The organism is Curtobacterium sp. AC272, assembly GCF_979258155.1.
In genome coordinates, this window is the sequence record NZ_OZ409838.1 from 2,937,640 (window position 1) to 2,954,557 (window position 16,918).

The window sequence follows — 16,918 nt, forward strand, 5'->3', positions numbered from 1 at the left end:
GACCCCGTCATCAGCACGCTCGACTTCCCGAAGGGCTTCCTCTGGGGCGCCGCCACCGCCGCGCACCAGATCGAGGGCAACAACATCAACTCGAACTGGTGGGTGCACGAGCACGAGCCGGACACCACCATCGTCGAGCCGTCCGGCGACGCCGCGGACAGCTACCACCGCTACCGCGAGGACATCCGGATCGCCGCCGAGCTCGGCCTGAACTCGTACCGGTTCAGCATCGAGTGGGCGCGCATCGAGCCGGAGCGCGGGTTCGTCAGCCGTGCCGAGGTCGACCACTACCGGCGCATGGTCGACGCCTGCCACGAGTTCGGCATCGAGCCGATCGTCACGCTCATGCACTTCACGGTGCCCCGCTGGTTCGAACGCGACGGCTTCTGGCGCGCACCCGACGCGGCCGACCTGTTCGCCCGCTACACCGAAGCCGCGCTCCCGGTGGTGTCCGACGGTGTCCGGTACGTCTGCACGATCAACGAGCCGAACATCGCGGCGATGCTCGCCGGCGGCGAGGACGCGTCGAACCTGGTGGCCTACGGCCTGCCGAACCCGGACCTGGGCGTGGCCGACGCCCTGCTCGAGTCCCACAAGCGTTCGCGGGAGGTGCTCTCCCAGGTGGGTGGCATCCAGAGCGGCTGGACCGTCGCGACGCAGGCGTTCAAGTCCAACGGTGAGCCCGGCGCGGACGCGATGCTCCGCGAGTACGGGTACCCGCGCGACGACTGGTACCTCGAGAACGCCGCTGGCGACGACTTCCTCGGCGTGCAGGCGTACACCCGGACCTTCATCGGCGCTTCCGGCCCGTTGCCCGTGGCGGACGACGTCGAGACGACCCTCACCGGCTGGGAGTTCTACCCGGAGGCCTCGGCCGACGGGCTGCGCAGCGCGTGGGAGCTGTCCGGCGGCGTCCCGCTGATGATCACCGAGAACGGCATCGCCACCGCGGACGACACCCGTCGCCAGGCCTACACGCAGGGTGCTCTCGAGGGGATCCACCGCTGCATCGAGGACGGCATCGAGGTCCTCGGGTACCAGCACTGGTCACTCCTGGACAACTACGAGTGGGCGTCCGGCTTCCGTCCGACCTTCGGCCTGGTGTCGTGGGACCCGGAGACCTTCGAGCGCACGCCGAAGGACTCGGCCCGCTGGTACGGCGGGGTGGCCCAGGCGAACGCCCTCGACGTCGCTGCCGTCCAGCCCCTGGCGTAGGACTGCGTCAACGGCTCCCCGATCCTCGGATCGCGGGGAGTCCTGCCTGGACGTCGCTTGATCGGCCACCGGCCGGTGCCCGATCAAGCGACGTCGCAGGAACCGTCCCATCGGGGTGTCGACCCATCGGTGGACTGCCCAACCCAGGACGACGGACACCACCACGGAGATCAACACCACCGGTGCCCAGTGGATCTCGGTCACGCCCGACGCTCCCATGAGCCGCGGGAGCGCTTGCGCGACCAGCGGATGGGTCAGGTAGAGCGCGAAGGCCGAGTTGCCGGCGATGACCAGCCAAGTCGGGATGCGGCCGCCGAACCGGCGCTCGGAGGCGATGAGGAGGCCGAAGCTGGCCGTCAGGGCGCCGAACACCACGACTGCCAAGACCGGTGACGACTCCTGCCGGACCATCTCGATGACGCCGTACAAGGCCGTGCAGAGCAGCGTTGCGAGAACCGCCGGCCGGATCCGTCCGGTCCGCGCCGCGCGACCGATCCACATCCCGGCAGCGAGGAAGAGGACCACGGGGTCGGCGTAGAACCAGAGCACGCTGCCTCCTTCGGGTCGCCAGATGGACAGGACCGCGACGACGATCAAGACGGGTGTCACGAGTCGGAGCGGGTCGACCCGGACCGCGATCGCCAGCGTCACCAGGAGGTAGAACGCGGCTTCGAAGATGAGCGTCCACTCCACACCCCACAGCGCACGGAAGTCGCCCGAGGAGTCCCGTGACGGCACGAGGAGGAGCGATGCGATGATCCGGGTGGGGGTGATGTCGCCGTCGAACATGGCACGGGGAGCGAGCAGCGCCGCCGCGACCTTGATGCCCGTCATGATCCACGCCAGGGGGAGGATGCGGATCGCACGGCGCAGCGCGAAGGTCGACCAGTCGGGCTCGCGACCCGAGTCCACGACGTGGACGACGACGAACCCGCTGATGAGGAAGAAGGTCCAGACGCAGAGATCGCCGATGAGCTTGATCTCCGGGGCTGCACCGCTCGACCCGGAGTCGCGGTTGAACCAGTAGCAGGCGTGGAAGGCCACGACGACCAGCGCACTGATGAAGCGGAGTGCCTGGACGCCCCGGTAGGTGTTGATCGTCATGGTGGTTCCTCGGTGCTGGTGGACGGGCGACCATGCGAACCTGTCACACCCCCCGTGTCAGCACAAAGTATTTCAGATTTCTGGGGATGAACTGACGTTCTCCCCTTCCGCCGTGTGCAGGGTGCTGAGGAGTGCGCTGATGCGTCTCGCGCCCCTGAGGACCGCGATCTCGAGCGCGGTGCGCCCTTCGGCGTCGGGCAGGTCGACTCGAGCACCCCGGTCGACGAGCACCTCCGCGGTGGCGATCTGGTCGAACCATGCAGCGGCGTGGAGGGGTGCGAAGCCCCACCGGGGATCGAGGGCGTCGTGGTCCTCACGCTCGGCGCTGAAGCCCTCGAGTGCGAGCGACAGCCCGCCGATGTCGCCGAGAGCAGCTGCGCGGACCGCCGGCGTCGCCCAGTCGACCCAGCCGTCGGCGAAGGGCCCGCGCCAGCCGTGGGTGGGACGTTCCTCGAGCCCGGACCACACGGTCTCGTCCACCGGGTCGACCGTGAGCGAGAGTTCTGCGAACGACATCGCGAGTTCACCCGTTGGTGAGACGAGGAGTCGGAGTTCCCAGAGCGAATCCCCGACGTGGCCGATCTCACCGCGGACGACGTGGACGTCACCACCCAACAGGTCCAGCGGTCCGGACGCCGCCGGGCTGGCCGAGGCACCTGTCAGGCGGAGCGAGATCCGAGCGTGGTTCCAGCGTCGCCACAGTCCGTGTTCGGTGTCGAGTACTTCATCGTTGCGGACGATCACCGCGAACGACACGCGCCGGTCCGTCATCTCCCACGACTCGAAGCGCGCTCCGTCCCAGGCGACGGACGCGAGGGCCGCGACCGACGGCGGCGCGTCGGAGACCAAGCGCGCGAGGTGCTCCTGGTAACCGGGGACGTCCTCGATCGAGGCGTAACCGGGACTCGGCCAGTTCAGGTGACTCCATTGCACCTCTTGACGATACCGATCCGCGCCCCGATCGCTGCCCGTGGAACGGCGGAGGCCGCCAACGATCGTGGACGGCCTCCTGGAGTTCGGGTGCTGCGGTCAGCCCTTCGTCACGGTGTTGTCGCTGCCGAGGTCCTCGACCGCCGACTCACCGCCGTGGGTGATCGAGTTGCCACTGCCCGGGACGATGATCGACTTGGCGGACTGGACCTTCACGGTGAGCTTGCTGCCCTCGATGACGAGCTTGTCGGTGGTCCCGACCGTGAACGTCACGCCCTTCTTCGGGGCGTCGACGATGGCGATGGACGCGCAGTCGGCGACCTCGACGGTCTTGCCGGCGGCAGCCTGCGACGCGAGGACCGTCAGCTGTCCATCGATGCACTTGCCGTAGTCGACGGTCTCAGCGGTCGCGCTGGCGCTGGGCTTCGCAGACGCCTTGTCGTCATCGGCCGTCGAGCAACCGGCGAGCGTGAGTGCGGCGGCTGCTCCGAGGCAGACGACGGCGAGTGCCTTCAGGGGAGCGGTGGGGGTCATGGTTTCCTCCAGGGTGTTCGGTTCGGATGGTGGTCGGGATCAGGAGCAGTGTTCGACGGATGGTCGGTCACGCTGGTTCGTCGGCGGCGCGACGGCCGTGGTCGGGCGTGACCGTCGCGCTGCCCTTCTTCTCGTCGCTCGAGTACCTGTAGTAGGTGGCAGCGGAGTGGTGTTCTCGTCGGCGCATCGTCAGGACGATCCCCATCGCTCGGCCCCCGATGTTCTCGAGGGTCTCGAGCGCGCTCCGGAGCTGTGGGCGGGTGGCTCGGCCCGTTGCCGAGACGACGAGCGCGCCATCGGTGAGGCGGCTGAGGATCGCGGCATCCGTGACCGGCAGCAGCGGGGGCGCGTCGATGATGACGGCGTCGTAGTCGCGGATCAGCACCTCGACCAGCTGGAGCATCGCCTCGCTCGCGAGGAGCTCGCTCGGGTTCGGCGGGATGCTGCCGGACGGGAGCACTCGGAGTTCACCGCGACCCCAGGGCACCAGCACGTCGTCGAGTTCGGCGCGACCGATGAGGAGGTCGGTGAGCCCGACGGCTCCCTCGACACCGAGCATCTCGGCGATGCGTGGTCGCCGGAGGTCGGCGTCCACGAGCGCGACGCGTGTTCCGGTCTCCGCGAGTGCGAGGGCCAGGTTGGCGGCGGTCGTCGACTTGCCTTCCGACGGCAGCGCCGAGGTGACCGTGAATGCCCGTCGCGTGCCGCCCAGGTCGACGAACTGGACGTTCGTGCGCAGCGCGCGGAATGCCTCCGCGCCGGGGTTGCGGGGGTCGGAGTGGACGATCAGCGCCGACGTCTTGGCCGTCGCGTCGAGCGCGATGTCCCCGAGGATCGGCGTGGGCGTCACCGACTCGACGTCGGCTCGCGACCGGACCTTGTTGTCCAGCAGGTGGCGCAGGAGCACGAAGGCGACGCCCAGGGCAAGCGCCCCGACCACGCCGAGCGCGAGGTTCTTCACGAGGCTCGGAGAGGCCGCCGTCGTGGGGAGTGCGGGCGGCTGGATCATCTTGATGCCGACGAGCGAGGGGCCGCCTTCCGTCGAGCGCTCCAGCTCGGCGGTGACGACGTGCGCCAGGCTCTCGGAGACAGCGGCTGCGATGCGTTGCGCGTCCTTCGGCTGCTCGTCGAGGACGGACACGTCGATCAGGACGCTGTTCGCCGGCGAGGTGGCGGAGACCCGGTCAGCGAGGGACTCGACGTCCGTGTCCAGGCCGAGCTCGTCGATCACGGGTTGGAGCACGCTCGCACTCCGGACGACCTCGACGTAGGACGTCACCTTCTGCTGCGCGGCACTGTTCCCCTGGACGACCTGCGAAGTGTCGTCCCCGCTGGCACGAACCGAGACGAAGAGCTGCGACTGTGCCTGGTAGAGCGGGGCGACGAAGATCGTCGCGGCGATCCCGCCGGCGAGGCCGACGGTGGCGATCAGTACGAGACTTCGCCAGGAGCGCTGGCAGAGGTGCAAGAAGTCCAGAAGGGTCACGGGGGCTCCCGGGGTCGAGTGCTGCAGATCGGGTTGGTTGGCATAAATATATCACACGACAGCATATGGGACAACGGGGGCGCCCTCAGCTCGTCGCGCGAGGGCGTCCCCGTGTCCGTGGGTGTTACTGCTTGGGGGTGAGGGTGAAGGGGCTGGACTTCGAGGTGGTGTTGTCGGTGCGGGTCTGTTCCGCGGTGAGGGTGTAGGTGATGTTGGGTCCGAAGCCGCGGTAGAACTCCCAGACGCCGTTGTTGTTGGCGGTGACGGTGGTGAGGGTGCCCCACTGGGAGCTGATGGTCACGGTTGCGCCGGGGCTGGCGATGCCGTGCACGCGGGTGCCGCCGGTGGCGTTGTAGCCATCGATCGGGCCGGCGATGGCGACGGGTGCGGTCTGGGACGGCTTCGGGGACAGGGTGAACGTCTCCGAGGTGCTGGTGCTCTCATCGACGCGGGTCTGGGTTGCGGTGAGCTGGTAGACCGCGTCGGGGCCGAAGCCGCGGTAGAACTCCCACTCGCCGAGCGCGTTGGCCGTGACGGTCTTGATCGGACCCCACTGGGTGCTGATCACGACGGTCGCGTTGGACGCGGCGGTGCCGGAGACCTTGTTGCCGCCGCTGGTCGGGTCGTAGAAGCCGTCGGTGGGGCCGGTGATCGCGACGGGTGCGGTGAAGTCGCTGCCCTCGGGGCTCAGCGTGAATGCTTCGGATGTGGATGTCTGGCGGTCGCTGAGGGTCTGGGTTGCGGTGAGGGTGTAGATGACGTTGGGTCCGAAGCCGCGCCAGAAGGACCAGTTGCCGTTCTTGTCGGCGGTGACGGTCTTGATGGTGTTCACTGCGTGGCGATGTCGACGGTGGCGTAGGGGGTCGCGGTGCCGGTGACCTCGATGGTCTTGCCGTTGGCGTAGGTGGCGGGGCCGTTGATCACGACGGGCAGCAGCTGCTGGTCGCCGTCGCCGGTGACCTGCACGTCCGTGGTGGTGCGCAGGTTGCCCTTGGAGTGCTGCTCGACGGTGATCCGGGTCGCGTCGGTGGATGCCGGGATCTCGATCTCGGTCGAGTACACCCCATCGACAACGGTCGTCGTGGCGGTCTTGCCGCCAGCCTTCACGGTGATCTGCGCGCCGGTCTGGCCGGTGCCCTCGACGGTGACCATGCCCGGGGTGACCTTCCCCGCGGACGGGGAACCGATCGTGGCTGCCTGACCGTAGTCGGCGGTGGTCGTGGCGGTCTGGACGCCCTCGATCCCGGACTGCTCGATCCGGATCGTCCGCTCACCCGGACCGATCGGGTCGATCTGGGTCGACCAGGTGCCGTTGCGGACGGTCGCGGTCCCGATCCGCTCGGCGCCGTTGAACAGGGTGATCGTGGCCCCATCGACACCAGTCCCAGCCACCGTCGCCTTCTTCGACATGTCGTTCTCATCGAACGTGACGGTGCCGGTGGGGTCGGCGATCGTGGACGCGCCCGGGTTCACGGTCACTTCCGCGGTCGTGGTGTTCTGCCCCTTGGACTGCTGCGACACCACGAGCGTGTGCTTGCCCGGGGCGAGGTCTTCGGTCGTGACGGACCAGATGTTGTTGCCCAGGACCGAACCCGTGGCGAGTTCCTTCGTGGAACCCTTCTCCGTCACCGACACCGTCGCACCGATCTGGCCGCGGCCGCTCATCTCAAGCGGGCCGCCGGGGAAGTCGGAGTCCTGCTCCGGGGACGAGATGCTCACCCCGGCGCCGTAGTTGATGGTGTGCTCCACCGGGGTGGTCTCATCCGAACCGCCACCGGTCTTCGCCAGCCGCTGCGCGACCGTGACCGTGTAGTCGCCGGCCTTGTTCGGTGCCGGCAGGTCCAGGTTCCACGTGCCGTTCGTGCCGACCGGGGCCACGTGGGTCTGCTCATCCGGGGTGCGGACCACGACGTCAGCGGCCTTGTCTGCGGTCCCGGACAGCTGGACACGCTCGTTCGTGTTGCCGGTGAAGGTGTTCTTCACCGTCAACGGCGCGATCGCGAGGTCCACGACGACGGTGATCGGCTCCCCGAGTCGTTCGCCGTCCTTCCACTGCTCGACCTTCACGGTCTGCTTCCCGAGCTTCAACCCGGTGAGCTGCTTCGACCACTTCCCGTCACCATCAGCCTCCGCCGGGATCGTGTCATTGATGATCAAATCCGCACCCGGCTCCGCCGTGCCCTTCAGCACCGCAGACCGCCCAGGAACATCTACCGACGCCACCTCAGCCCACAGCGGGCTGAGGGAGTAGTCCGCCGCCCCCGAACCGAAACGCGCGTAATGCTTTCCGTAGTTGTATTGGAAGCCGTCGATGTGCAGATTTGGGTTCTGCTTGTTCACCAAGTGACCGCCGACCATCTTGAACAGGTAGTGATCGCCAGAGCAATTCGAGCTGGACAAAATGAGCTTGTTCGGATTCACGTAGAGGCACTCTGTGGTGGTTCCAGCCTTGTAGCTGAAGAGCGACCACGAGTCGTACGCCACGTCGATTTTCCGGGCGTTGGCGATCGCTTCGGTTCGGCTCGAGTACTCCTTGAAGTCGGTCTGTGTGCCGGTCGATGACATTGCCCAGAAGGAGTCGTTCGCCTTTGTGGAGAATACGAACGGAACCTGATCTGCAGCGGAGGCCTTGGGTGTGTCGGCTGCTGCGTTTGCGGCGGTGCCGAAGCTGAGGCCGGAGACGAGGGTGGCTGCCGCGATACCCGCGGCACCGATCGCCTTGAAGGATGTACGCATGATGATGCTTTCTGTCTGGGCTCGACAACGAGGAGCGACGTCGAGTCGCGGAGAAGGGAGGGTGGCGAGAGGCTGAGCCCTACACCGTTGATATAAGAATATCACATGCACAGCGCCCCTACTGGCCTGCGCTGTCATCCCGGTGCTTGAGTCCGCTCGACGCAAGTTTTGGCCGACGGACTTGCGGTCTGCCACCAGGTGAGTAGAGTTGAGTCCATCGGACGCAAGTCCAACGACTTACCTCGAGCAAGAAGGAGCACCACACATGGGACGTGCAGTAGGTATCGACCTCGGAACCACCAACTCGGTCGTCAGCGTTCTCGAGGGCGGCGAGCCCACCGTCATCGCGAATGCCGAGGGCCTCCGCACCACGCCGTCGATCGTCGCCTTCACGAAGGACGGCGAGGTCCTGGTCGGCGAGACCGCCAAGCGCCAGGCCGTGACGAACGTCGACCGCACCATCGCGTCGGTCAAGCGTCACGTCGGCACCGACTGGACCGTCGAGATCGACGGCAAGAAGTACACGCCGCAGGAGATCTCGGCCCGCACTCTCGGCAAGCTCAAGCGCGACGCTGAGCAGTACCTCGGCGAAGACGTCACCGACGCGGTCATCACCGTGCCGGCGTACTTCAACGACGCCGAGCGCCAGGCCACGAAGGACGCCGGTGAGATCGCCGGCCTCAACGTCCTCCGCATCATCAACGAGCCGACCGCGGCTGCGCTGGCCTACGGCCTCGACAAGGGCAAGGAAGACGAGCTCATCCTGGTCTTCGACCTCGGTGGCGGCACGTTCGACGTCTCCCTGCTCGAGGTGGGCAAGGACGACGACTTCTCGACGATCCAGGTCCGCGCGACCTCCGGCGACAACCGCCTCGGTGGCGACGACTGGGACCAGCGCATCGTCGACTACCTGATCAAGAAGTTCAAGGACGAGCACGGCGTCGACCTGTCCACGGACAAGATCGCCAAGCAGCGCCTGAAGGAAGCGGCTGAGCAGGCCAAGAAAGAACTGTCGTCGCAGATGTCGGCGAACATCCAGCTGCCGTACCTGACGCTCACCGCCGAGGGCCCGCTCAACCTCGACGAGACCATCTCGCGCGCACAGTTCGAGCAGATGACCTCCGACCTGCTCGACCGCACCAAGAAGCCGTTCAACGACGTCATCAAGGAAGCCGGTGTCTCGGTGGGCGACATCGCCCACGTGGTGCTCGTCGGTGGCTCGACCCGCATGCCCGCCGTGGCCGAGGTCGTCAAGCAGCTCACCGGTGGCAAGTCCCCGAACCAGGGCGTCAACCCGGACGAGGTCGTCGCCGTCGGTGCCGCGCTGCAGGCCGGCGTGCTGAAGGGCGAGCGCAAGGACGTCCTGCTCATCGACGTCACGCCGCTGTCGCTCGGCATCGAGACCAAGGGCGGCCTGATGACGAAGCTCATCGACCGCAACACCGCGATCCCGACCAAGCGGAGCGAGACCTTCACGACCGCTGACGACAACCAGCCGTCGGTCGCGATCCAGGTCTTCCAGGGCGAGCGCGAGTTCACCCGCGACAACAAGCCGCTCGGCACGTTCGAGCTCACCGGCATCGCGCCGGCTCCTCGTGGCGTCCCGCAGGTCGAGGTCACCTTCGACATCGACGCCAACGGCATCGTGCACGTGTCCGCCAAGGACAAGGGCACCGGCAAGGAGCAGTCGATGGTCATCTCCGGCGGCTCGTCGCTGCCGAAGGAGGACATCGAGCGCATGGTCCGCGAAGCCGAGGAGCACGCGGCCGAGGACAAGGCCCGTCGTGAGGCCAACGAGCGTCGCAACCAGGCCGAGCAGCTCGTCTACTCGATCGAGAAGCTCATCAAGGAGAACGACGACAAGCTCCCCGAGGACGTCAAGTCCGAGGTGCAGGCCGACGTCGACGCGCTCAAGTCGGCGCTCGCGGGCGAGGACGAGGACGCCGTGAAGACGGCCTTCGACAAGCTCAACGAGTCGCAGGGCAAGCTCGGCCAGGCCATCTACAGCCAGCAGGACGCCGGCGCCCCGGCCGGCGAGCAGCCCGCGGGTGAGCAGCCGGCGGACGACGAGGACATCGTCGACGCCGAGGTCGTGGACGACGAGGACGACAAGGACAAGAAGTAACGATGACGGATCCCAAGGACAACGTCCCGAACGAGGACGAACCCCAGGTCGAGGGTGACGCCACGAACGCGGCCGAGCCCGAGGACCTCATCGAGGCGGAGGGGCCTGACGTCGAAGTACCGACGGACGGCCCCGCCGCGGGTGGCCCGGCAACGGACGCGGCGAACGACCTCTCCCCGGAGGACCAGGCCCTGCTCGACGACGCAGCCCGCGGTATCCAGGAGGACAAGCTGTCCGACACGGACCGTGACCTCGTCGCCGAGATGCGTGCGGACATGCTCCGTGCACAGGCCGAGCTGGTGAACTTCCGGAAGCGCGTCGAGCGTGACCGCGAGGCCAACCGCGAGGTCGCCATCGCCGAGGTGGTGCGGGCCCTGCTGCCGGCGCTCGACGACCTCACCCGGGCCGAGGCCCACGGTGACCTCGCCGAGGGTCCGATGCAGGTCATCGGCCAGAAGATCCGCGGGGGCTTCGAGAAGTTCAAGCTCGTGCAGATCGGCGAGAAGGGTGAGGCCTTCGACCCGAACATCCACGAGGCGATCGTCCAGCTCCCGACCCCGGGTGCCACCGGCCAGACCGTGGCGGACGTCGTCGAGCCGGGCTACAAGCTCGGCGAGCGCGTCCTGCGTGCGGCCAAGGTCGCGGTGGCGGTCCCGGCCTGAGCCGGAACGGAAGGTAGGTACCAGTGGCCAGTCAGGACTGGTTCGACAAGGACTTCTACAAGGTCCTCGGAGTGTCGAAGGACGCGTCGGAGGCCGAGCTGAAGAAGACCTACCGGAAGCTCGCGCGGCAGTTCCACCCGGACTCCAACCCGGGTGACGCCGCGGCGGAGAACCGCTTCAAGGAGATCAGCGAGGCCTACTCGGTGCTCTCCGACAAGGAGCAGCGCCAGGAGTACGACCAGGTCCGCGCCATGGGCTCCGGCGCCCGCTTCACGGCGGGCGGCGGAGGCCAGGGCGGTGGTTTCGAGGACGTCTTCGGTGGCATGTTCGGCCAGCAGGGTGCCGGCGGGGGCGGACAGCGCGTCCGCTTCGGCCAGGGTGGCCCGGGCGGTGCCGGCGGCTTCGAGGACATCCTCGGCGGGATGTTCGGCGGCGGTGGAGGCTTCGGCCAGACCTCCGGCGGCTACCGCGGATTCGGTGGACCGACGAAGGGTCGCGACGTGACGGCGTCGACGACGCTCGACTTCACCACGGCGATCGCCGGCGACACCGTCAAGCTGTCGCAGGGCAACGGTCGCCCGGTGAACGTCCGGATCCCCGCGGGGGTCGCGGACGGCCAGAAGATCCGGCTCCGCGGCCGTGGCGAACCCTCGCCCGACGGCGGCGAGGCTGGTGACCTGGTGGTCGCTGTCACGGTCCGCAAGCACCCCGTGTTCGAGCGCGACGGGCTGAACCTGCGCGTGGACGTCCCCGTGACGTTCGTCGAGGCAGCTCTCGGCGCGACGATCGAGGTCCCGACGCTCGGTGGTTCGCCCGTCAAGCTGAAGGTCGCTCCCGGCACGCCGTCGGGTCGCGTCCTGCGGGTCAAGGGCCGCGGCGTCGCGATGAAGAACGGCACGGGCGACCTGCTCGCGACCGTCCAGGTCGCGGTGCCGTCGCACCTGTCGGACAAGCAGCGTGAGGCCGTCGAGGCACTCGCCGAGGCGCTTCCCGACGAGAACCCGCGCGAGGACCTCCTCGCCAAGGCGCGTGACTAGCGTCACGCAACCACAGCAGTAGACCCGGCCTGGAGGCGCGGCGCGGCTCCGTCAGGAAGCCGCACCGGGCCTCCAGGCTGGTTCTCACCCCACGCGAACGACGGAAGGAACACGCCATGACCGACATGGACGAGAACTCGCCCGTCTTCGCGATCGCGGTCGCAGCGGAACTGGCGGAGATGCACCCGCAGACGCTGCGGCAGTACGACCGGCTCGGCCTGGTCGTGCCGGGGCGGACTCGTGGTGGGTCGCGTCGCTACTCGATGCGCGACATCGCGCAGCTGCGCGAGATCGCGCGCCTCGGCTCCGAGGGGGTGTCGCTGGAGGGGATCCGGCGGGTGCTCGACCTGGAGAACGAGAACAAGGACCTGCGTGACCGGGTGCGCGAGCTCGAGACCGCGTTGGCGGACCAGCTCATCAACCGTCCCGGAGCGCGCGTGTTCGCCGCGACGACGACAGGTGCCGCGGTGTCGCTGCGGGCCGGGGTGCGGCCACAGCGGAACACGCAGATCGTGCTGTACCGCGGGCCGCGCTAGGGAACGACGACGGGCCCGACGCTCCTGGAGCGTCGGGCCCGTCGTCGTCGATCGGGGCGGATCAGCGAGCGGAGTCGACTCCGACCGGGTTCTCGAAGCCGGTGACGGCGCGCTTCGTCACGGTGTTCGCGTTGCCGAAGTACTCCATGGCCCGCGCCGGCTGGCCGACGATCTTCAGCGCACCCGAAGCAGTCCGCTCCCAGACCGTGCCGCGTTCGTCGCACGCGTTCGAGACGATCGTCCAGCCGCTGGACGCGGGGCCAGCGGCCTGCAGGCACTTGCCGTTCTCGAAGACGACCTGGCCCGTCTCTCCGATGGCAGGAGCGGACACCGTCGCTGCCGACTCGGCGGCGGCGTCGAACGTGCGGGAGATGCCGGGGACCACGACGACGGCACCGTCCGAGCGGAGGTCGAACGACATGAAGACATCGGCCTGCCGCTCGACGACGAGGTGGATCTGCTCAGTCGAGCTCGTGTCGGCCGCCTGCGCCGTGGCCGGCGTGGTGGCCACGAGTCCGGCGACTGCGACGGCGGCTGCGGCGATGGCGATGGGCCGGGCGATGGTTGCGGTGTTCACGATGTGGATTCCTGTTCTGTCGTTGAGAGTGGGGGTTGGTTGGGTGGTTACTTGGGGCCGATGAGGGCGATGGTGTGGGTGGCGTCGGTGCCGGTTTCGGTGAAGGTGATGAGGTAGTCGACGGTGGGGCCGATGGTGCGGTTGAAGCTCCAGGTGCCGTTGGTGTCGACGTCGGCGGAGCCCATGGTGGTGCCCCATTGGTTGACGGCGGTGATGGTGCTGCCGGGGGTGGCGGTGCCGGCGAAGGTGTTGTTGCCGGGGGTGTAGGTGTCGCCGTTGTGGTGGCTCGTGATCTCGAGGGGGAAGAGGCGTGGGGTCCCTTGAGGCTCAGGGTGGTGGTGGCGTCGGTGCCGCTTTCGGTGAAGGTGATGACGTAGTCGACGTTCGGGCCGATGACGCGGTTGAAGTGCCACTGGTTGTCGGTGTCGACGTCGGCGGTGCCCATCGGGGTGCCCCATTGGTTGAAGGCGGTGATGGTGCTGCCGGGGGTGCCGGTGCCGGCGAAGGTGTTGTTGCCGGGGGTGTAGGTGGTGCCGTTGTGGTGGCTGCTCACGCGGAGCGTGGAGGTGGGGTGGGGTGCTTTCAGGGCGAGGGTGGTGGTGGCGTTGGTGCCGCTCTCGGTGAAGGTGATGACGTAGTCGACGTTCGGGCCGATGGCGCGGTCGAAGCTCCAGCGGCCGTTGGCGTTGACCTCGGTTTCGCCCATGACGGTGTTCCACTGGTTGACGGCGGTGATGGTGGTGCCGGGGGTTGCGGTGCCGCTGAAGGTGTTGCCGCCGGGGACGTAGGTGCTGCCGTCTTGGTGGCTCGTGACCCGGACGGAGGATGCGGGCTTCGGGCCCTTGAGGTCGAGGGTGGTGGTGGCGCCGGTGCCGCTCTCGGTGAAGGTGATGACGTAGTCGACCGATGGGCCGATGGCGCGGTCGAAGCGCCAGAAGCCGTCGGTGTTCACCTCGGCTTCGCCCATGCGGCTGCCCCACTGGTTGACGGCGGTGATGGTGCTGCCGGGGGTGCCTCGGCCGGCGAAGGTGTTCCCGCCCGGGGTGTAGGTGGTGCCGTTCTGGTGGCTCGTGACGCGCAGTGGGGAGGTGGTGTTCTCCTTCGGGTTGAAGGTGATGTTCTCCATCTTCGAGGTGCGGCCGTCGGTGGTGGTCTGGGTGAAGGTGAGGGTGTAGCCGTCCTTGGACGCCAGGTCGGCGGAGGCGGTCCAGCCGGCGGTGCTGGAGCGGCTCTGCTTGGCTTCGGTGGTGAAGACCTCGTTGCCGTCCTGGTCGGTCGCGGTGATCGTCGCGCCGGCCTCGGCGGTGCCGGAGAACTCCCGCACACCCGGCGTGTACACGTTCTCCTTCTCGACACCGTCCACCTCGAGCAGACGCGGCAGGGCGACGCGCTCGGAGGTGGCGCTGAAGCGGGAGCCGTCGAACTGCAGTGCGACGAGGTCGAGCTGCTTGCCCGTGTGGCGCTGGTCGATGTTGAAGCTCCAGCCGTTGTTCGCGGCCGCGTACGAACCGACGACCTCGTCGCCGTCGAGCACCCAGATGCCGCTGGTCTGCTGCCGCTCGCCGATGACCTGGATCGTGCCGTTGGGGAGCACGTTGACGTCCTGGACGGCGGGCTGCGCGGTGTCACCGTCGACGGGCAGCGCCTCGAGCTCGCGGATCGTGGCGTCGGAGGCTTCGTCGCCGGTCTTGGCGACGACGGAGATCGTCTGCCCGACGTGGGACGCGGGGACGGTCACCGTGTAGCGGCCCTCGTCCGGGGTCGCCTCGGCGATCGGGGTGCCCTCACTGGTCTGCGCGACGACGGAGGTCGCGGCCGCGTCGACCGTTCCGCTGATGACGAAGCCGCCGTCGAGGCGACGGTCGACGGTGTCGACGACCGGCGCCGCCGGGGCGTCGTCGGAGGCCTCGGTGAAGGAGATGTCGCGCATCACGGTCGTGCGGCCGTCGGTCGTGGTCTGCGTGAACGTCAGGTCGTAGTCGGCGCCGGCGGCGAGGTCGGCGTCGGCGGCCCAGGAGCCGGCAGCTGCACGGGTACCGTTGACCGTCGCCTCGAAGAGCGTGGCGCCCGAGGCCTTGTCCGTGGCAGTGATCGTGGCGCCCACGGTCGCGGTGCCGGTGAAGTGCTTGGTCCCCGGCGTGAAGGTGTTGGCCTCCTTGAGGCCGGCGATCTGCAGGGTGCGGGGCATCGGGATGCGGTCGGTGCGCGTCTGGGTGCCGTCCTCGGCGGTGTGCACCCGCACCATGTCGATCTGCTGGTCCTTGTGACGGTCCTGCACGAAGAGCTGGAAGAGGCCGCCGTCACCGACCGAACGGTCGACGACCTCGTCGCCGACGAGCAGGTAGACGTCATCGCTGCCGGCGGAACCCAAGACCGCCGAGGAGCCGGTCGTCGTGTTCGCGATCGACTGGACCGAGGGTGCGGACATCGAGTCGTCGACCGGGATGCCGTCGATCGGCGAGCTCGTCACCGAACTCGAAGCGGTCGCGTGCGATTGGACTGCGGCGTGTGCGGTCAGCGGAACGGAGAGGCCCGCGCCGAGGGTGGCGACGAGCACGGTGCACGTGACTGCGGTCGCGCGGAAGGGGAGGGTGCCATGGAGGACTCCTTTGGTGGGGGTATTCACATGTTACCCATATGTGAAATACAAATAATGGAAGTATGCCGAGCGCAAGGACAACGGGCCCGACACTCGGAGAGCGTCGGGCCCGTTGTCGCAGGTGGGGTTGGTTGGGTGGTTACTTGGGGCCGATGAGGGCGATGGTGTGGGCCCAGCCAGCACGCAACGCTGACCATCGGTACGCTGACGCGGTGCCCGACTTCGCCGACCTCTTCCGCCGCCGCGACGAACCCGCTCCGGACCTCATCGCGATCGACGGCACCGACCGGTTCCTCATCGACGAGGCGCCGCACGTGCACGGTGACGCACTCCGGCAGCCCGGCGAGGTGGCCGTCGTCGATGACCGCCTCGGAGTCCTGACCCTCGGACTCATCACGCAGTACGGCGCCTCGGACATCCGTGTCGTGCAGGACTCACTCGTGGGGGAACGGGCACTCGAGGCCAACGCCGGCACGTTCGGGCTGCGCGGCTTCCACCACCCGGACTCGCTCGAGGACGCCTTCCGCGACGTGCGGCTCGTGGTGCTGCGGCTGTCGAAGTCGCACGACCGGCTCGACGAGATCGCCCGAGCAGTTGCTCGGTTCGCCGCTCCCGACGTCGTGCTGCTGTGCGGCGGCAACGTGAAGTACATGCACGTGTCGCAGAACGACGTGCTGCGACGCTCGTTCGGAGAGGTCACGGCCTCGCGGGGGCGGGGGAAGTCTCGGCTGCTCATCGCGCAGGACCCGCTGCGCGCTCAGGCGAACCGTGCTGCTGCGACCAACCCGTGGCCGCGGTCGGTGCACGTCGACGACCTCGGCATGACCCTCGTCGCGCACGGTGGGGTGTTCGCGGGGACCTCGCTCGACCAGGGCACCCGGGTGCTGCTCGAGGCGATGGACGACGCCGTGCCGACGGCCCGGACCGTCGTGGACCTCGGATCGGGCAACGGCGTCATCGCGGCGGCGATCGCGCTGCGCCGACCGAACGTCAAGGTCGTCGCGACGGACGTGTCCCGGATCGCGGTGGCGTCGACGCGTGCGACGGCCGAGGCGAACGGTGTCGCCGACCGGGTGACCGCTCTGCGCACCGATGCCGGCGACGAGCTCGCGGCTGGGTCCGCCCAGCTGGTGCTCTGCAACCCGCCGTTCCACGCGGACACCACGGTGACCACCGACGCGGCCGAGGCGATGTTCCGGAACGCGGCCACGATCCTCCAGTCCGGCGGTGAACTGTGGTGTGTCTGGAACTCGCACCTGCGCTACCGACCGGTGCTCGAGAAGGTCGTCGGACCGACCCGGCAGGTCGTCCGGACCGACAAGTTCACCGTCACCGCGTCCCGACGGGCATGACGAAGGGCGGCCGCGCACCGCGCGA

The 16,918-nt window shown here is 68.3% G+C and carries 13 protein-coding genes and 1 pseudogene; 6 read left to right on the forward strand and 8 right to left on the reverse strand.

The genetic code is table 11. The features are described from left to right. Positions 1 to 9: 9 nt before the first annotated feature. On the forward strand, positions 10 to 1,215 hold the full coding sequence (locus ACZZ0J_RS15120; RefSeq protein ID WP_463438202.1) for a glycoside hydrolase family 1 protein: 1,206 nt from the start codon (positions 10 to 12) through the stop codon (positions 1,213 to 1,215). Positions 1,216 to 1,356: 141 nt separating this feature from the next. On the opposite strand, the pseudogene ACZZ0J_RS15125 reads toward ACZZ0J_RS15120, so the two are convergent. From ACZZ0J_RS15125 to ACZZ0J_RS15150, 6 genes and pseudogenes are all read right to left on the reverse strand, one after another. Further along, positions 1,357 to 2,319, reverse strand: a pseudogene (locus tag ACZZ0J_RS15125) (acyltransferase family protein); the annotation flags it as partial. Between the two features lie 72 nt (positions 2,320 to 2,391). After that, complete coding sequence (locus ACZZ0J_RS15130; protein ID WP_463437560.1) at positions 2,392 to 3,252, reverse strand: hypothetical protein; 861 nt, start codon at positions 3,250 to 3,252, stop codon at positions 2,392 to 2,394. Positions 3,253 to 3,348: 96 nt separating this feature from the next. After that, positions 3,349 to 3,783 (reverse strand): DUF3060 domain-containing protein, encoded by a 435-nt coding sequence (locus tag ACZZ0J_RS15135; protein WP_194648416.1) that lies wholly within the window; start codon positions 3,781 to 3,783, stop codon positions 3,349 to 3,351. A 67-nt stretch (positions 3,784 to 3,850) separates the two neighbouring features. Next, positions 3,851 to 5,269, reverse strand: a complete 1,419-nt coding sequence (locus ACZZ0J_RS15140) for a tyrosine-protein kinase domain-containing protein (protein WP_463437561.1) — start codon at positions 5,267 to 5,269, stop codon at positions 3,851 to 3,853. 124 nt (positions 5,270 to 5,393) lie between these two features. Next, positions 5,394 to 6,101, reverse strand: a complete 708-nt coding sequence (locus ACZZ0J_RS15145) for a hypothetical protein (protein ID WP_463437562.1) — start codon at positions 6,099 to 6,101, stop codon at positions 5,394 to 5,396. Then, entirely contained in the window at positions 6,098 to 8,005 is a 1,908-nt protein-coding gene (locus tag ACZZ0J_RS15150; protein WP_463437563.1) for a hypothetical protein, read from the reverse strand. Before ACZZ0J_RS15150 ends, ACZZ0J_RS15145 begins: the two co-directional genes overlap by 4 nt. A gap of 265 nt (positions 8,006 to 8,270) precedes the next feature. Between ACZZ0J_RS15150 and dnaK the strand changes: the two genes are divergently transcribed. The 4 genes from dnaK to ACZZ0J_RS15170 all read left to right on the forward strand — a co-directional run bounded on the left by dnaK (position 8,271) and on the right by ACZZ0J_RS15170 (position 12,365). After that, the gene (dnaK, locus tag ACZZ0J_RS15155; protein WP_194648419.1) at positions 8,271 to 10,130 is read left to right on the forward strand and encodes a molecular chaperone DnaK; all 1,860 of its coding nucleotides are present in this window, start codon (positions 8,271 to 8,273) and stop codon (positions 10,128 to 10,130) included. A gap of 2 nt (positions 10,131 to 10,132) precedes the next feature. Then, positions 10,133 to 10,792 (forward strand): nucleotide exchange factor GrpE, encoded by a 660-nt coding sequence (locus ACZZ0J_RS15160; protein ID WP_194648420.1) that lies wholly within the window; start codon positions 10,133 to 10,135, stop codon positions 10,790 to 10,792. A 23-nt stretch (positions 10,793 to 10,815) separates the two neighbouring features. Further along, complete coding sequence (locus ACZZ0J_RS15165) at positions 10,816 to 11,829, forward strand: DnaJ C-terminal domain-containing protein (protein ID WP_463437564.1); 1,014 nt, start codon at positions 10,816 to 10,818, stop codon at positions 11,827 to 11,829. A 125-nt stretch (positions 11,830 to 11,954) separates the two neighbouring features. Next, a complete protein-coding gene (locus ACZZ0J_RS15170) occupies positions 11,955 to 12,365 on the forward strand; it encodes a heat shock protein transcriptional repressor HspR (RefSeq protein WP_194648608.1) in 411 nt (136 codons plus the stop codon). 61 nt (positions 12,366 to 12,426) lie between these two features. Here the strand turns inward: ACZZ0J_RS15170 and ACZZ0J_RS15175 are convergent, their stop codons facing one another. Further along, complete coding sequence (locus ACZZ0J_RS15175) at positions 12,427 to 12,942, reverse strand: hypothetical protein (protein ID WP_463437565.1); 516 nt, start codon at positions 12,940 to 12,942, stop codon at positions 12,427 to 12,429. Further along, positions 12,827 to 15,412 (reverse strand): Ig-like domain-containing protein, encoded by a 2,586-nt coding sequence (locus ACZZ0J_RS15180; RefSeq protein WP_463437566.1) that lies wholly within the window; start codon positions 15,410 to 15,412, stop codon positions 12,827 to 12,829. Before ACZZ0J_RS15180 ends, ACZZ0J_RS15175 begins: the two co-directional genes overlap by 116 nt. Before the next feature lie 341 nt (positions 15,413 to 15,753). On the opposite strand from ACZZ0J_RS15180, the gene ACZZ0J_RS15185 reads away from it, so the two are divergent. Further along, a complete protein-coding gene (locus ACZZ0J_RS15185) occupies positions 15,754 to 16,893 on the forward strand; it encodes a class I SAM-dependent methyltransferase (RefSeq protein ID WP_323749186.1) in 1,140 nt (379 codons plus the stop codon). Positions 16,894 to 16,918: the final 25 nt, after the last annotated feature.